This is a genomic window from Rathayibacter sp. AY1H3 (genome assembly GCF_002932015.1).
Genome location: NZ_PSUU01000023.1, coordinates 12,143 through 28,750, shown reverse-complemented (window position 1 = coordinate 28,750; position 16,608 = coordinate 12,143). Strand labels below are relative to the sequence as shown.

The following is a 16,608-nucleotide window of genomic DNA, read 5'->3' as shown; positions in this document are numbered from 1 at the left end:
GCTCCGCCGGCCTCAGGAGGCGGAGCGGCTGAGCGTCAGCGCGGCCTGCTCGCGGGTGGCGTAGCCGCATTCCTCGGCGAGGCGGGCGAAGTCGGCAGGGCCCCGCCGCCGCAGGCCGATCCGGCGCCGGAGGGTGCCCGCCCGGCGCGTCTCGATCTCCTCCGCCGGCGTGCGGCCGAGGAACGCGAAAGCCTGCGCGAGCATGCGGGGGCAGACGAGCAGCTCCCGGGCGAGCACCGCGGCGGAGAACGCCGGGTCGCGGTGGCGCGCCTCGATCACCGGGATCGCCTCCGCGTAGACCTGGTCGGCGCTCCGGGTCCGGACCCGCGGAGCGCTGTGCTCGACGATCCCCTCCAGCAGCAGTTCGCTCGCCCGCCTCACGCCGGCGGCCCCGAGCACGGCCGGATCGCCCTCGATCAGACTGTTGGCGAGGGCACGGGCAGGCGTCCAGACCGACTCGCGCACCGGCACGACCTCGTTGATCCGCTCGCGGACCCACCGGTGCTCGAGCACGGCGGCGTCGAAGCTCCAGGTGTACGAGAGGGTGGGCCGCCGGTAGTCGATGCGCACCGGGACCCTGGCGTCGAGGAGCAGGACGCTGTTCGGCGTCGCCTCGAGCACGCCCTCGTCGAGGACGACCTCGCCCCCGCCCTCGACGATCAGGGAGATGTGAACGCCCACCGGCCTGTCCGCCCTGTCGACCGACGGCGAGAGGGCGACCCTGATCCCGTTCGGCCCCCACACCCGCGTCAGCGCGAGTCCCGGTCCGTCCGCTGCGTCCATCCGCAGACCGGGAGCGCCCGTCCCGCGCTCGTCCCCTGCGCGAGCGAACGCCTGCATCCGCTCCTCTGCGGCCCCCATCTCCCGCCTCCTCCGCGTCGAACGAACAGAATCCCTCATCTGTCGATCACCGCCGGACGTTCGCACGGATCTCCCAGGCCTCCGCGCCTCGCGCTCGGAATCCGGCCGCACGCCGTCGCCGGACCGGGAGGACGGCCACGGGGACCGTCGCGGTCAGCGGCGCTGGGAGAGCCGCCACAGCGCGCGGCGAGCGCTCCCCTCGGAGGCGAAGCCCGCCTCCTCGGCCGAGCGCGCGAAGTCGGCCGTCGCCAGGGACCGCCCGCCGATCAGGAGCAGGAGGGTGCCCGCCCGGCGCCGCTCGAGCTCGTCGTCGGCCGTCCGCCCGAGGAAGGAGAACGCGCGAGCCAGCGTCAGCTCCGACACCAGGAGCTCGCGGGCGAGCCGGGCGGCGGTGAAGGCGGGATCGCGGTGGCGCTCCTCGATCAGGGCCATGGCCTCCCCGTAGACGTCCTCGGCGCGGGGACGCCTGCGCGGTGCGGAGCCCTCGACCAGCTCCTTCAGGAAGGCCTCGCCCGCCCGGGCGACGGCGGGCTGCTCCGCCAGAGCGGGGTCGCCGTCGAGGAGACCGTTCATCAGCGCCCGCGCCGGGGCCAGGAAGCAGCCGGCGACGGGCAGGACCTCGCCGAAGCGCTCCGTGATCCAGCGCTGCTCCAGCCCCCGCTCGCCGAGCACCCAGGCGTAGATCACGGTCGAGCGGGGGAAGCGCGCCCCGGTCCGCGGCTCCGCGTCGATGACCACCAGATCACCACTGCCGCACTCGAGCATCCGTCCGTCCTGTCGGATGCGTCCTCCGCCCTCGACGACCAGCAGCAGATGCGCGCCCGGCGGGCAGCGCGACTGCGGCTTCTGCTCGAGAACGCAGCCACCGGGAATCCACAGTCTGGCGATCTCGAAGCCGAGCGAGCCCGTCGCCTCGACCCGCAGTCCAGAACGGGCCTCCACGCCGTTCCAGTGCTCGGCCATCCGCCGGTACATCTCGGCCGATCTCGACCTCATCGGGCGCCCCCTCCTCGCGGGCACGCTGACGCCTCACCACAGGAGTGATTCGCAGCCCGCGCGTGCTCCGTTTGTCACAGGACCGGTCACAGCGGACGGCGACGCTCCCGCTCACCGCGCCGGCGGCGCCCCGGCGGCAGCGTGCGACCGAGGGGATCACCGGGTCAGGAGGGCGATCGCGACTCGGGACGGCGCCGGAGCCCACCACTCCCTCCTCACGGCGGCGCCACTTCCTCCTCACCTGCCCCCGAGCGCTTGGGCCGACCGCCCGCCCGCGGGAAGACTCCCCAGCGGTACGGCGCCCGTCGTACCCGCCGAAGCGCCCGAGCGGACGACGACCGTCCTCCGAGCAGGCCGCCGGCGAGAAGACAGACCGAGGAGCTTCACTGTGACTTCCGACAACTCTCCCGCTGAGCAGGGTCCGCTGAGGCGACGCACCGTCGTCGCCGGCGCCACCTGGTCCCTGCCCGTGATCGCCGCAGCGACGGCCACCCCGGCCGCCGCCGCCTCTGCCACGCAGACCCTCGTGTTCAGCTCCATCCCGACCATGATCGCGTGCATGCCCAACACGGCGCCGATCACGCTGACCCTCACCGGCGGCAACGTCGCGAACGTCCCCGTGCGGGTGAACACCCCGCCCGGCTTCCGCTTCGGAGGGAGCGGGACCGACACCTTCGTGACCGACGCGAACGGAGTCGCCACCATCCCGGTCGGCGGCGTCATCGCGGGCCCCTCGACCGGCTCGGCCCTCGCCTTCGGCGGCTCGGCGAAGACGAACGCCCCGTTCCCGGTCCGCCAGACCGGCGACCTGCAGTACAGCACGGGCCTCGCCACTGTTCCCGAGAACTCCGGATTCATCCACACCTCCTCGCAGGGTGTGAACGGCAACGTCTCCGTCAAGGCGAACGGCGACATCTGGCAGTACCGGCGGTCGGACGGCTGGCAGAAGCTCGGCACGGGCGCCTCCACGGAGCCCAGCACATCCGGGCTCACGCAGCAGCCGGACGGAACCTACAACGCGCACTGGATCAAGGACGGAGTCCTCCAGTACGGCAAGGCGCTCGCGACCGTTCCGAGCAACTCCGGATTCGTCCGCACCTACGGTCAGGGCGCGGACGGGAACGTCTCCATCAAGTCGAACGGCGACGTCTGGCGGTACAACCGCCAGACCGACGAGTGGACCCTTCTGGGCACCGGCGCCAGCACCGAGCCGAGCGCGGCCGGCATCTCCGCGAACCCGGCCGGGACCCTGAACGTCCACTGGATCAAGAACGGAGTCCTGCAGTACGGCACCGCAGCGGCCACCGTGCCGACCAACTCCGGATTCGTCCGCGTCTACGGCCTCGGCACCCGCGGCACGATCGCCGTGAAGTCGAACGGCGACATCTGGCGGTACACCCCGCAGGGCAACGTGTGGGACCTCGTCGGCACCGGAGCCAGCACCGAGCCGAGCGCCGCCGGACTGACCCAGCGGCCGGGCGGGACGTTCGAGATCCACTGGATCAAGGACGGGGTCCTGCAGTACGGCACCCGGCTCGCGACCGTTCCGGAGAACTCCGGGTTCGTCCGCACCTACGGTCAGGGAGCGGATGGGAACGTCTCCGTGAAGGCGAACGGCGACATCTGGTACTACAGCACGGCGCAGAACACGTGGACCAAGATCGGCTCCGGTGCCAGCACCGGCCCCGATGCGGCCGGGATCACCGCCCAGGGAGACGGCGCGCTGAACCCCCACTGGATCAAGGCGAGAACCGACTGCCGCTGATCCGCGCCCGGCGGCCCTCTCCGCCCGCGTCCTGCCGGACCGCGGGCGAGGAGGGCCGCCTCCGCCCTCCCGCCGAGGACGGGCGCCTCGTCCGAGGAGGAACGCGCCACCCCGTCTCGGCGCCCCTCCCCCGGCCTAACGTGGTCACCGCCCGCGCACCCCGTCCCCGCTGCGAAGGAGCCCGGTGACCGCTTCCGAGCAGCCGGCCGCCCCGCGCGGTCTCGTCGAGACGCTGCAGCTGAGCGGTCCCCGCGTGGAGGCGTGGCTGAGGAGCCTCGGCTGGGCGAGCGACGGAGCTCCGCCCCTGCACCTCGCCGGGGACGTGCTCGCCGTCGACGGCTTCCGGCTGAGCCGCCTCTGGCACACACCCGGCACGCTCCGGACCGACCCGCCCCTCCCCGCCCCCGACCGGGCCGAGGTCGACCTCATCGTCCCGGTCGCCGGCGAGATCGTCGTCGACGGCCCTCTCGAGGCCGCTCGTCTGCGGCCCGGCGGGCTCGCCCTCCTCCGACGCGACGACTCCGCTCGGTTCCGGGCGGAGGAGGACTCCGCCTGGCTGGCGCTGAGGACGTCCTGGGGCAGGCTCGGCCTCACGAGCGCACAGTCCGACGGGCCGTCCTGCACCCTGCTCGCCGCCGACAGCTACAGCGGCGCCTTCGTCTCCCTCGTCAACGCGACCCTCAACGCGGACCTCGCGGCGGGCGATCCCGGCTTCAGCGAGCTGCGCCGGGCGCTCGAGGCGACCGCGTCGGCCCTGATCAAGCAGAGCCTGCCGCCCGCCCGTCCGGAGGACGGACTCGAGGGCGTCCTCCTCCGCGCGATCGCCGTCATCGATGCGGAGGCGGGTGACGCGGACTTCACCGCCGGCGTTCTCGCGATGCGGCTCCGCGTCTCGCGGGCGACGCTGGACCGCGCCTTCCACCGCCGGGGCACGACCGTGGCCGCGACCCTCCGCGAGCGGCGCGTGCACCTCGCCGCGTCGCTGCTCGCCGCGAGCCCGTCGCTCTCGCCCTCGGCTCGCGCGGCCGTGGCCGAGCGGGCCGGCTTCCGGACGCTGAGGGCGATGGACCGCGCGCTGAGCCGTTCGCGCGACGTCGACCGCGGCTGATCCGACCGGACATCGGCGTACGCGTCGCTCCAGGATGCACTCGGGATTCGTCGAACCGGTTCGCCTCTCCTCTGGAGTGTCGGGAAATGATCCGGTTAGGCTCTTCACGTTGTCGTCAACATAGTGTTACCGTGAACATTGCCGCGTACGAAGCCGGCACACTCCCTCCCCTCAGCAATGGTGCCGACCCTGGAGCAAAGCGCGATGAAGCCTTTCCTGCGACCACTCGTCCTCGTGACGGCCGTGGCCCTCACCGTCCCCCTTCTGACGGCCCAGTCGGCGAGCGCAGCTCCCTCCGACAGCCTCGTCCTGCGCTACGCGCTCGACGAGACGAGCGGCACGACCGTCGCCGACAGCTCGGGCAAGGGCCGCACCGGCACGCTCGTCAACGGAGCCGCTCCTCGCGGAGCCGCGGGCGTCGCCCTCGACGGGACCGACGACTACGTCAAGCTGCCCGACGACCTGCTCGCGGGCCTGAACTCGATCACGGTCAGCACCGAGGTCCTGGTGAACGCGAACCAGGGCACGCCCTACTTCATCTGGGGCCTCGGCAACACGACGAACGGCGCCGGGAACGGCTACCTCTACACGACGGGCAACGGCTACAAGGCCTCGATCGCCACCGGCAACTGGACCACCGAGCAGACCGTCAACTCCAACGCGAACCTCGCGCGCAGCGTCTGGAAGACCCTCACCTACACGCTCGACGACGCGAGCGACACCGCACGCCTCTACCTCGACGGCACCCAGGTCGCGCAGCAGACAGGAGTGACCATCACTCCCGCCGCGATCGGCAACGGCACCACCACCGCGAACGCGATCGGCCGCTCCGTCTACACGGCGGACAAGACCCTCGCCGGCTCGGTCCGCGACTTCCGCGTCTACAGCACGGCGCTCAGCGCGGCCGACGTCGCGACCCTCCAGGCCCCGGACAGCACGCGCGTCTCCCGCGACTCCGCCGCCCTGGACCTCGGGAGCCTCTCCTCGGTCTCCGCGAACCTCACCCTCCCGACGACCGGCCCCAACGGCTCCGCCATCGCCTGGGCCTCGAGCAACTCCGCGGTCGTCTCGACCAGCGGAGTCGTCACGCCACCCGCGACCGGGGTCGCCTCGGTCGAGCTGACCGCCACGACCACCCGCGGCTCGGCCACGGCCACCCGCACCTTCACCGCCACCGTGCCCGCCAAGGACGTGAACGCCGACGCCCAGAAGGCGCTCGACGCCCTCTCGATCGTCAACTCCGGCGACGTCCGCGGCAACGTGACGCTGCCCGCGAAGGCCGGCTCCTACGACGTCGCCTGGTCCTCCTCGAACACGGCCGTGCTCAGCACGACCGGTGTCGTGAAGCGCCGGTCCGCCGCCACGCCCGTCACACTCACCGCGACGATCGCCGGCACGACCGCGACCCGGCAGCTGCCCGTCACGGTGACCGCGGCTCCCGCGGACCTCGACACCGAGTACGACGCGGGCTACCTCTGGACCCACTTCGCCTCGACCGACTACGAGAAGATCTACTTCGGCTCCAGCACCGACGGTCTGCACTGGTCGAAGCTCAACAACGACAAGGCCGTGCTCGCCAACCTCGGCGGCACCCTCGGCGTCCGCGATCCGCACCTCGTGCGCTCCCCCACCGGCGACGAGTACTGGATCATCGGCACCGACCTGCACGCCGAGGGCACCGCTCCCGGCGGCACCTGGGACCAGACCAACGCGAGCAAGAACCTCGTCGTCTGGCGCTCGACGGACCTCGTGAACTGGAGCGATCAGAGCATCGTCTTCGCCGGCTTCCCCGACGCGGGCAACGTCTGGGCTCCTGAGGCGATCTGGGACGACGCGACCGGCCAGTACTACGTCTACTGGGCCGCCCGCGACAAGACGCTGACCGGCGGGGCCTCCGCCCAGCGCGTCTACGTCTCGACCACGCGCGACTTCGTCGGCTTCTCCACCCCGAAGGTCTGGCTGGACGAGAACCCCGCCGCCGGCGGCGGGAGCCGCGGCAGCATCATCGACACGACCATCGCGAAGGAGGGGGACACGTACTACCGCTTCTCCACCGCCGACTGGCGCACGGTCGTCGACAAGGCCCCGAGTCTCGCCGGCCCCTGGACCCGCGTGATCGGCTTCGGCGAGGAGAAGTCCCGCGGCCTCTCCGACCACCTCGAGGGCCTCACCGTCTACCAGCTGCCCGACGGCCGCTGGGTCGTCATGGGCGACTCGTTCGGCTACTCCGCCTACGTCACCGACACCCTCGCGGACATGCGGTTCACGGCGCTTCCTGTCGGCACCACCGGCGCGAACACGTACTCGTTCTCGAAGCCCTTCCGCCACGGCTCGGTGCTCCGCCTCTCGAGCGCTGAGGAGGCGCGCCTGACGGCCGCCTACGGCACCAGCAGCACCGGCCCCGCCGCGAAGCCGGTCAACGCGGCCGGCGAGATCCTCCGCTACACCTTCGACGGCGGCTCGGGCACCACGGTGCGCGACAGCTCGGGCAACAACCAGAACGGCACGCTGCCCTCGGGTGGCACCTGGAAGGACGGCGCCCTGCAGCTCGACGGCACCGACGACTACGTCAAGCTGCCGAACGACCTGCTCGCCGGAGTGACGGACCTCACCATCCAGTCCGACGTCTGGATCGACCCTGCGCAGGGCGGCGCCTACTTCCTCTACGGCCTGGGCAACACCACGAACGGCGCCGGCGACGGCTACCTCTTCACCTCGGGCAACAACTACCGCACCAGCATCGCGACCGGGAACTACACCACCGAGCAGACCGTCGCCGGCGGCTCGGCCCTCCCCCGCGGCACCTGGGCGCACCTGACGTACACGCTCTCCGGCACCACCGGCACGATCTACCTCGACGGAGTGAAGGTCGCCAGCGGCACCGTCACGACCGACCCGAAGGACATCGGCGGCGGCTCCACCTCGGCGAACTACATCGGGCGCTCGAACTACGACGCCGACAACCGCTTCCGCGGCCAGATCCGCGAGTTCTCGGTCTACAACCGGGCCCTCAGCGCCTCCGAGGTGCTCGCCGCCTCCGGCAACACGTCGGCCCTGGTCGACCTGTCGCTCAGCGGCGACGTCCTGAAGACGGCCCCGATCGTCGACTCGGCGAGCAGGACGGTCACCTTCCCGGTGAAGCCGGGGACCGACCTGACGAAGCTCACCCCGACCTTCTCCACCGCGGCCGGCGTCACGGCGAGCCCCGCCTCCGGCACCGTCCGCGACCTCTCCACCCCGCAGACGGTCGTGCTCACGCCCGCCGCCGGCGGCACCGCGACCACCTGGACCCTGAAGGCCGTCGTCATGAAGTCCCCGGTCCTCGCAGGCCTGAACGCCGACCCGAACATCGCGGTCTTCGGCGACACCTACTACCTGTACGCGACCTCGGACGGCTTCGCCGGCTGGGGCGGCAAGACCTTCTACGCCTGGTCCTCGAAGAACCTCATCGACTGGACCCGCTCGGAGCAGCCCTTCCTGACGCTCGACGGCGCGAACGGCAACGTGCCGTGGGCGACCGGCAACGCCTGGGCGCCGACGATCATCGAGAAGAACGGGAAGTACTACTTCTACTTCTCCGGCGAGAACTCCTCGCTGAACCGCAAGACGATCGGAGTCGCCGTCTCGGACAGCCCGATGGGCCCGTTCACGGCGCAGCCGACCGCGATGATCACCAACGGCGAGTCCGTGCGGTCCGGCCAGGCGATCGACCCCGCCGCGTTCACCGACCCGAAGACCGGCAAGAGCTACCTCTTCTGGGGCAACGGCGACCCGCTCTACGGGGAGCTGTCCGACGACATGCTCTCGATCAAGACCGGCACGATCAAGAAGATCAGCGGTCTGACCGACTTCCGCGAGGGTGCGTTCCTGAACTACCGCGACGGTCTGTACCACCTCACCTACTCGATCGACGACACCGGCTCGGAGAACTACAAGGTCGGCTACGCCACCTCGACGAGCGTCGACGGACCGTGGACCTACCGCGGCGTGGTCCTCGAGAAGGACACCTCGCAGGGCATCCTCGCCACGGGCCACAACTCGATCGTCAACGTGCCCGGCACGGACGACTGGTACATCGCCTACCACCGCTTCGCCATCCCCGGCGGAGACGGCCAGCACCGCGAGACGACGATCGACCGGGTGACCTTCGACAAGACGACCGGGCTCATGCAGAAGGTCGTCCCGACCCTCACCAGCGTCGCCGCGCAGACGATCGTCGACACCGCGCCGCTCGCAGCCTCGATCACGGGGAAGGCGACGGTGGGCAGCACGCTGACCGCCTCCGCCTCCTCCCCGTGGACGGCGACCGGCTTCCAGTGGAAGCGCGGCGGGACCGCGATCAGCGGGGCGACGGCGTCGAGCTACACGCTCACCGCCGCCGACCGCGGAGCGACGATCTCGGTGGCCGTGACCGCCGCGAAGCCGCAGTGGACGCCGGCGACGGCCTCCGCCTCCGTCGGTCCCGTGACCGACTCGGCACCCGCGATCGCCGTGACCACGACCTCCACGACGCGCTGCGCCGCCGGGAAGATCGTCGTCACCGCGACCGCCACGAACCCGAACGCCTTCGCCGCGAAGATCGTGATCGGCACGACGTGGGGCTCCAAGAGCTTCGCCGACGTCGCTCCCGGCGCCACCGTCTCGGCCGCCTTCACCACCCGGGCGACGAGCGTGACCGACGGATCCGCGACCGCCACGGCGACCGCGTTCGTCAACGGGAAGCCGGCCACGGCCTCCGCGACCGCCCCCTACTCCGCGGCCAGCTGCAGCTGACCCGCGGGCACGACCCACACCCATTGAGATCGAGCCGGCGACGACGCCGGCCGGAGAACGGAGAACACCCGACATGAACACCCGATCCCTTCTGATCCGCGGAGCCGCCGGACTGGCCGGAGGCGTCCTCCTGCTCGGAGTCGCCGGAACGGCGTTCGCCGCCGACACCAACTACGGCAGCGACGACGTCGACGTCAACGTCGACATCGCCGACCTCCCCGGGACCGGCGCCCTCTCGATGACCGTCGCCGGCGACTCGACGACCCTGGCCGAGGACGGCTCGGACAACGTCCGCCGCCAGTTCACCGGCACCCTGCCGACCGTCACGGTCACCGACACCCGTGACGCCGAGGACGTCTCCCCCGACTCCGCCTGGTACGTCCTCGGCACCGCCGACGCCTTCACCTCGGCCGACGGCTCCATCATCGGCGCCGAGAACCTGGGCTGGGCCCCGGCTCTCGTCGACGGCGGCGACCTCGGCGAGGTCGCCGCGGGCCAGGTCGTCGACACCGCCATCGACGGCGGCGCCAACGGCCAGGGCCTGAAGAACGAGGAGCTGCTCGCGATCGTCGCCAGCAACTCCCAGCAGGTCAACCCCGAGGGCTCCTGGAGCGCCGACGCCGACCTCTTCCTCCGCACCCCCGTGAACGTGGACGCCGGCGCGTACTCGTCCACCATCACCCTGTCGCTCTTCGAGTGACCCGTCGCGGCCGGGGGACGCACTCCCTCGGCCGCGATCCCACCACGGCCGACGCGGCCGGGCCCGCCCGCCCGGCCGCGTCGTGCTTCCCCCGTGCGACCATGAGGTTCTGATGACTGCTCCGCGCCGCTCCGCCGCTCCCCGCCGCCCGCTCCTCCCCGCGCTGCTCGCGCTGATCGTCGCCCTCCTCGGCGTGGGGGTCGCTCCGGCGGCCGTCGCGGCCGACGGAGCGATCACCTGGGCGGTCAGCCCCTCCACCGACGGCGTCCCCGACAAGCGCGCGTGGGTCGAGCTCGAGCTCGCCCCCGGCGCGAGCGCCTCGGACGAGGCGGTCGTGCGGAACCTCAGCGACCAGCCCGTGACCTTCAGCATCACCAGCGCCGACGGCTACTTCACCGACACCGGCCGCTTCAACATGCTCAACTCGGACCAGGAGTCGGTCGAGGCCGGGCTGTGGATCTCCGCCCCCGAGACCGTGACCGTCGATCCGGGCAGCAGCGGCGTGGTGCCGTTCACCGTGACGGTCCCCGACAACGCCACCCCCGGCGACCACGCCGCCGGCATCGCCGCCTCCGTGCTCTCGCAGGGCACCGAGGCGGGAGGTGCGAACGTCGGAGTGGAGAGCCGCATCGGCTTCCGCGTGATGACCCGCGTGACCGGCGAGGTGACCCCCTCCTTCTCCGTCGAGGACCTGGCCAGCGACTACCGCCTCTCCTGGAACCCGTTCCAGCCCGGCTCCCTCTCGCTCGTCGCCGACGTGGTGAACACCGGCAACGTGCGCCTGCTGCTCGACGGCACGGCGAGCGCCCAGGGCGCCACCGCCCCCGTCGTCGCGGCCGACGCGCCCCAGCAGGAGCTGCTGCCCGGCGACCGGCGCAGCGTCTCGGTGCAGCTCGACGGCATCTGGCCCCTCTTCGGGGTCGGCGCCGACCTGACCATCGCACCGACCGTCGCCGCCGCCGATCAGGAGCCGGTCGCCACCGCTCCCGTGACGGAGTCGATCACGGTCGCCGCCGTGCCGGTCCCGCAGCTGCTCGTGGTCCTCGGCGTCGCCCTCATCCTCGCGGCGCTGCTCGCCGGGCGCTCGCGCTCGCGCCGCCGCATCGCCGCCCTGGTGCAGCAGGCCAAGGAGGAGGGCCTGCGCGAGGGCGCGCGCGTCTCCTCCTGAGCACCCCCTCCGCTCGCTCCCTCCCCCTCCGTGCCGCCGAAGGGACGCCGGGCCGTCGGGGGGACCCGCTACACCGGCTTCCCTCGGCGGTCCAGGGTTCCCTCACCGCGCGGCCATGCGTCAGAGTGAGCGGATGACCACCACCTCCCTGGAGGCGCCGACTCGGCGTCTCGGCCTCATCGCGCTCATCGCGACCCTCGGCGGCCTCCTCTTCGGCTACGACACCGGCGTCATCAACGGCGCCCTCGAGCCGATGTCGGCCGAGCTGGGCCTCACCGCGCTGACCGAGGGGGTCGTCACCAGCTCGCTCCTCTTCGCCGCCGCGATCGGCGCGATCTCGGGCGGACGCCTCGCCGACGCCCTCGGGAGGCGGACCACGATCCGCCTGCTCGCCGTGCTCTTCCTCGTCGGCGCCCTGGTCTGCGTGGTGGCGCCGGGCTTCGGCGTGATGGTCCTCGGGCGGGCGGTCCTCGGACTGGCCGTCGGCGGCGCCTCGGTGGTCGTGCCGATCTACCTCTCCGAGATCTCCCCCTCCGAGATCCGCGGCTCGCTCGCCGGCCGCAACGAGCTGATGATCGTGATCGGCCAGCTCGCCGCCTTCGTGGCCAACGCCGTCATCGGCACCGTCTGGGGCGAGCTGCCCGGCGTCTGGCGGATCATGCTCGCCGTCGCCGCGCTCCCCGCCGCCGCGCTCCTGCTCGGCATGACCCGGGTCCCGGAGTCGCCGCGCTGGATGATCGCGCACGGCCGCCGCGACGAGGCGCTCGACGTGCTCACGACCATCCGGACGCCCGACCTGGCTCATGCGGAGGCGGAGACCATCGCCCGCTCGATCGGCGCGAAGGACGGCCCGAGGATCCCCCTGCTGCAGGCGCTGCGCGAGCGCTGGGCGGTGCGCATCCTGCTGGTCGGCATCGGGATCGGAGTCGCCCAGCAGCTCACCGGCATCAACTCGATCATGTACTACGGCCAGTCGGTGCTGAAGGAGGCGGGCTTCGACCACGACGGCGCGCTCGTCGCCAACATCGCACCCGGGGCGATCGCCGTGATCGGCGGCCTGATCGGGCTGCGGCTCATGCAGACGATGAACCGCCGCACGACCCTCCTGCTCGGCTACTCCCTGACCACCGCGATGCACTTCCTGATCGGCATCGCCTCCGTCGCGCTCCCCGTGGGGAACCCGGCGCGGCCGTACGTGATCCTGGTGCTGGTCGTCGCGTTCGTGGGGAGCATGCAGACGTTCCTCAACATCGTCACCTGGGTGATGCTGTCCGAGATCTTCCCGCTGCGGATCCGCGGCGTCGGCGTCGGCATCGCGATCTTCTGCCACTGGATCACGAACGCGGTGCTCGGCCTGTTCTTCCCCACCCTCGTCTCCGGCGTCGGCATCACCGGAACGTTCTTCCTGTTCGGCGCCGTCGGCCTGCTCGCGCTCGTCTTCATCTGGAAGCGCGTGCCCGAGACCCGCGGCCGCGCCCTCGAGGAGGTCGAGGCGGGCGTCGTCTCCGGCGAGCTCCTGCGCCGCTGACGCCCGCCCTCGGTCTCCGCCTACTGGTAGGTGACGAGGTCGGGGAGGGGGCGGACCTCGGCCATGGTCTCGGCGGGGGTGAGCATGGGCGCGTCCTCGTCGTAGAAGTTCTTCCAGCCCCAGCCGATGCCCTCGGGGGCGCCCTCGTGCAGCGCGTCCCAGGTCGCCTGCTTGTCGGGCTGCGAGCCCTGGCCGTCGACGTGGATGAGGAACTCCAGCTCGGGCCGGTCGCGGCGGATGCTGTCGCGGTCCTGCAGCATCGACAGCCGGAACTGGTGCAGCACGAACATCTTCGGCGGCAGCCCCTCGCTCTGCACCAGGTCGGCCAGCCACTCCGACACGCTGTCGACCTCGGCGGCCGAGACGCGCCCGATCTGCTGCAGCGGCTTCTGGCCGGGCAGCAGGCGCCACTCCGGGTCGAGCGCGAGGCCGACGTTGGGCAGCGACAGGAGGTCCGCGTACTGCTTCGCCTGGGTGAGGAAGTCGGTCAGCCCCGACTGCAGGTCGAGCACCACGTACATCCCCGCCGCCTGCGCCGCGTCGATGTAGGGGCGGATGTCGGCGGCGTCGAGCTCGTTGGAGTAGTCGCCGTCCTTGCCGGGGTCGCCCGCCGCGACCGTGGTGATGATCTCGAGGCTCGGCACGACCTTCTTGTCGGTGAGCGCCCGGTACGGCTCGGCCACCGCCTCCGCCCGCGCGATCGTGGGCTCGAGGCCCTGCTCCCCCAGCACGCCGAGGACGGGAGCGCCCGGAGTGCCGTAGATCGCGACGAAGAGGTGCCCGCCGAACATCCGCTGGCCGCCGCCCGGCAGCTGCCAGCCGCTCGCGGCCGCGCGCACGGCCCACTCGGGCTCGGGCTGGGCGGCGAGCACGGGGCCGAGCAGCAGCGTGCAGGAGGCGTCGGCCTCGGCGATCGCGGTCACGGCTCCGCCCGAGGCGAGCAGGTCGTCGCCGTCGACCACGGTGACGGGCACGCCGGCCGCGCGGGCGGTCGCCAGTGCGGCGACGTCGGCGTCCTGCGCGCGGGCGAGAGCGTGCAGGCCGGTCAGGGCGTCGGCCCGGGCCGGGAGAGCGCCGAAGGGAGCGTCGGAGGCGGTGGACGGCGCCGCGGCGGCGAGGTCGGCGAGCGCCAGGTCGGTCACGGTCACGCCGGACGCGGTGCTGAGGGCGGCCGCGTCGGAGGCGGAGGCGACGACGTCGACGCCCTCGGGCGCGGTGACGTCGCCGATCGCGAGCACGCGGGTCACGCCGAGGCGGGCGAACTCGGCGGCGAGGGCGTCGGAGGTCGGAGCGGCGGAGGACGGAGCGGCGGACGGGGTGGCGGATCCGGGCGCGGAGTCGGACGGGCCCCCCGGATCGGACGGCGTGTCGGAAGCCGTGGATCCCGCGGCCGCGGCGTCCGCGGTCGGGGCGGCCGTCGCTCCGGATCCCGCCGAGCCGACCAGCAGCGGCACGCCCCAGGCGATGCTCACCTGGGCGGCGCGCAGGCGGGACTCGGCGACGTCCTCGACCAGGACGACCAGCGGAGCCGCGGCGAAGAGGGCCGCACTCGCGGCGAGCGCGTCCGGGGCGAGCGCCACCGGCCCGCTCGGAGCCGCGGTGCGGGTGCGGGGCGCCTCCTGCTGAGCGTCGTCCGGAGCGGAGGAGTCGGGCGTGCAGGCGCTGAGCAGCGGGAGCACCGCGAGACCGCCGATCACGACGCTGCGGCGCGAGAGCCCGGAGCGGGAGGGGACGGAACGGGGTGTCGAGGGCATGGCAGGCCTCTCCTCTCGGAGCCCGATCGGGGCTCTCTGGTGCGTGGCTGGTCCTCTCGACTATCGCAGGCCCGGCGGCGGCGAGCGCCGAGGGAGCCGTCCCGGGCGCGCCTCCGACGCCGTCCGGACATGCAGAAGGGGAGCGGCGCCGCAGCACCGCTCCCCTTCGAGAGGCTGGATCAGACCGTGCGGGGAGCCTTCGCGAGGTTGGCCTCGAGCTCCTCGCGGTTCTGCCGCACCACGTAGGCGGGTCGGTCGCGCTCGACGCGCCACGACTCGCTCAGCGGCGTGATCGCGACGGTGTCGAAGCCGATCCGGTCGTAGAGGTCGGTCACGAAGTGGATCGCCTCGGGGTAGTCGCTCGACGTCGCGAGAGCGCGGCGGTCGGGCGTGCCGGCCGGGGTGCCGTCGGTGGTGATGTCGGCGGCCATGATGTGGTTGAACGCCTTGACGACCTTCGACTCCGGGAGGTGCTGCTGGAGCATCTCGCTGGTCGTGGTCTCGCCCTTGTCGAGCGCCTCGATGCGGCCGTCGCGCTCGAAGTAGTAGTTGTTCGTGTCGAGGACGATCTTGCCGGCGAGCGGGGCGACCGGCACCTCCTCGAGGTTCTTCAGCGGCACCGTCACCACGGCGATCTCGGCGGCCTCGGCCGCCTCCTGTGCCGTGGCGGCGCGGGCCTTCGGGCCGAGCTCCGCGATGAGGTCGGCGAGGGTCTCGGGGCCGCGCGAGTTCGCGATGACCACCTCGTCCCCGAGGGCGATGACCGCCCGTGCGACCTGGCTGCCGATGTTGCCTGCTCCGATGATTCCGTACGTCGTCATGCTGAGGAGAACGCGGAGGATGCCCAGGCATTCCGCTCTGCGGCGTTCTCCCACGCCGCACCCAGGTGGGCCCGTGCCTCCAGTAGCCTCGATCCTCGGGCGCCGCTGCCCGAGAAGGAGTCCGTGATGCCGCAGTACGACCTCCCGCTCGACCTCCTCGAGCAGTACGCCCCCGAGATCGCCGAGCCCGCCGGGTTCGCCGAGTTCTGGCGCGACACGATCGCCGAGGCGAGGGCCGTCGCGACCGAGCCGCGCCTCGAGCGGGTCGACGCCGGCTTCGGACTGCTCGACACCTTCGACGTCACCTACTCCGGCTTCGGCGGCCACCCGATCCGCGCGTGGCTGATCCTCCCCCGCGGCGTCGAGGGCCCCCTCCCCGGGCTCGTGACCTTCATCGGCTACGGAGGCGGCCGCGGGCAGCTCGCGGAGTGGACCGCGATGTCGGCCGCCGGCTACGCGCACCTGGTCATGGACACCCGCGGCCAGGGGTCCGGGCACCGCTCCGGAGCGACGCCCGACCCGGTGGGCAGCGGGCCGCACGTCTCCGGCTTCATGACGCAGGGCATCGAGTCGCCCGCGGAGCACTTCTACCGCCGCGTCTTCACCGACGCCGTCCGCGCGCTCGACGTGCTGCGCGCGCACCCCGCGGTCGACGCCTCCCGCGTGGCCGTCTCGGGCGGCAGCCAGGGAGGCGGGATCGCTCTCGCCGTCACCGGGATCCTGGGCCTGCTCGGCGAGTCGGAGTCGGCGCGCGCCGCGATCGTCGACGTGCCGTTCCTCTCCCACATCCCGCACGCCGTCCGGCTGGTCGACACGATGCCGTACGGCGAGATCGTGCAGTACCTGCACACCCACCGCGGCGCCGAGGCGCGCGTGTTCGACACCCTCTCGTACTTCGACGGCACCTCCTTCGCCCCCTACGCGCAGTCCCCCGCGCTGTTCTCGGTGGCGCTCCGCGACGACATCTGCCCGCCGTCCACCGTCTACGCCTCCTACAACCGCTATGCCGGACCCCGCGAGATCCGGGTCTACCCCTTCAACGGCCATGAGGGCGGCGAGGCGTTCCAGATCGGCGAGCACGTGCGCTTCCTGGGGCGCGAGCTGGCGTAGGAGGAGGAGCCGCCCGGTCGGTGG

11 protein-coding genes are annotated in these 16,608 nt (G+C 72.4%); 7 read left to right on the top strand and 4 right to left on the bottom strand.

Going from position 1 to position 16,608, the window contains the following annotated elements; genetic code table 11:
- Positions 1 to 12: 12 nt before the first annotated feature.
- On the bottom strand, positions 13 to 861 hold the full coding sequence (locus C5C33_RS10445) for a hypothetical protein (RefSeq protein ID WP_104261072.1): 849 nt from the start codon (positions 859 to 861) through the stop codon (positions 13 to 15).
- Between the two features lie 153 nt (positions 862 to 1,014).
- Positions 1,015 to 1,857: a hypothetical protein gene (locus C5C33_RS10440; RefSeq protein ID WP_146085776.1), complete on the bottom strand. Its 843-nt coding sequence runs from the start codon at positions 1,855 to 1,857 to the stop codon at positions 1,015 to 1,017.
- Positions 1,858 to 2,245: 388 nt separating this feature from the next.
- On the opposite strand from C5C33_RS10440, the gene C5C33_RS10435 reads away from it, so the two are divergent.
- The 6 genes from C5C33_RS10435 (at position 2,246) to C5C33_RS10410 (ending at position 12,899) form a co-directional block, all read left to right on the top strand.
- Positions 2,246 to 3,622: a hypothetical protein gene (locus C5C33_RS10435; RefSeq protein ID WP_104261070.1), complete on the top strand. Its 1,377-nt coding sequence runs from the start codon at positions 2,246 to 2,248 to the stop codon at positions 3,620 to 3,622.
- Between the two features lie 184 nt (positions 3,623 to 3,806).
- On the top strand, positions 3,807 to 4,730 hold the full coding sequence (locus C5C33_RS10430) for a helix-turn-helix domain-containing protein (RefSeq protein WP_104222387.1): 924 nt from the start codon (positions 3,807 to 3,809) through the stop codon (positions 4,728 to 4,730).
- A 204-nt stretch (positions 4,731 to 4,934) separates the two neighbouring features.
- Positions 4,935 to 9,503, top strand: a complete 4,569-nt coding sequence (locus tag C5C33_RS10425; RefSeq protein WP_181136233.1) for a family 43 glycosylhydrolase — start codon at positions 4,935 to 4,937, stop codon at positions 9,501 to 9,503.
- A gap of 73 nt (positions 9,504 to 9,576) precedes the next feature.
- Positions 9,577 to 10,203, top strand: a complete 627-nt coding sequence (locus C5C33_RS10420; protein ID WP_104255591.1) for a hypothetical protein — start codon at positions 9,577 to 9,579, stop codon at positions 10,201 to 10,203.
- 112 nt (positions 10,204 to 10,315) lie between these two features.
- The gene (locus C5C33_RS10415; protein ID WP_104261068.1) at positions 10,316 to 11,371 is read left to right on the top strand and encodes a WxL protein peptidoglycan domain-containing protein; all 1,056 of its coding nucleotides are present in this window, start codon (positions 10,316 to 10,318) and stop codon (positions 11,369 to 11,371) included.
- Positions 11,372 to 11,504: 133 nt separating this feature from the next.
- Positions 11,505 to 12,899, top strand: a complete 1,395-nt coding sequence (locus tag C5C33_RS10410; protein WP_258069223.1) for a sugar porter family MFS transporter — start codon at positions 11,505 to 11,507, stop codon at positions 12,897 to 12,899.
- Positions 12,900 to 12,919: 20 nt separating this feature from the next.
- Here the strand turns inward: C5C33_RS10410 and C5C33_RS10405 are convergent, their stop codons facing one another.
- Together C5C33_RS10405 and C5C33_RS10400 are read right to left on the bottom strand one after the other, a co-directional pair.
- Complete coding sequence (locus C5C33_RS10405) at positions 12,920 to 14,653, bottom strand: hypothetical protein (RefSeq protein ID WP_104261066.1); 1,734 nt, start codon at positions 14,651 to 14,653, stop codon at positions 12,920 to 12,922.
- A gap of 179 nt (positions 14,654 to 14,832) precedes the next feature.
- Positions 14,833 to 15,474: an NADPH-dependent F420 reductase gene (locus C5C33_RS10400; protein ID WP_104227021.1), complete on the bottom strand. Its 642-nt coding sequence runs from the start codon at positions 15,472 to 15,474 to the stop codon at positions 14,833 to 14,835.
- A 126-nt stretch (positions 15,475 to 15,600) separates the two neighbouring features.
- Between C5C33_RS10400 and C5C33_RS10395 the strand changes: the two genes are divergently transcribed.
- Entirely contained in the window at positions 15,601 to 16,584 is a 984-nt protein-coding gene (locus C5C33_RS10395; protein WP_104222380.1) for an acetylxylan esterase, read from the top strand.
- The last annotated feature ends 24 nt before the right edge of the window (positions 16,585 to 16,608 follow it).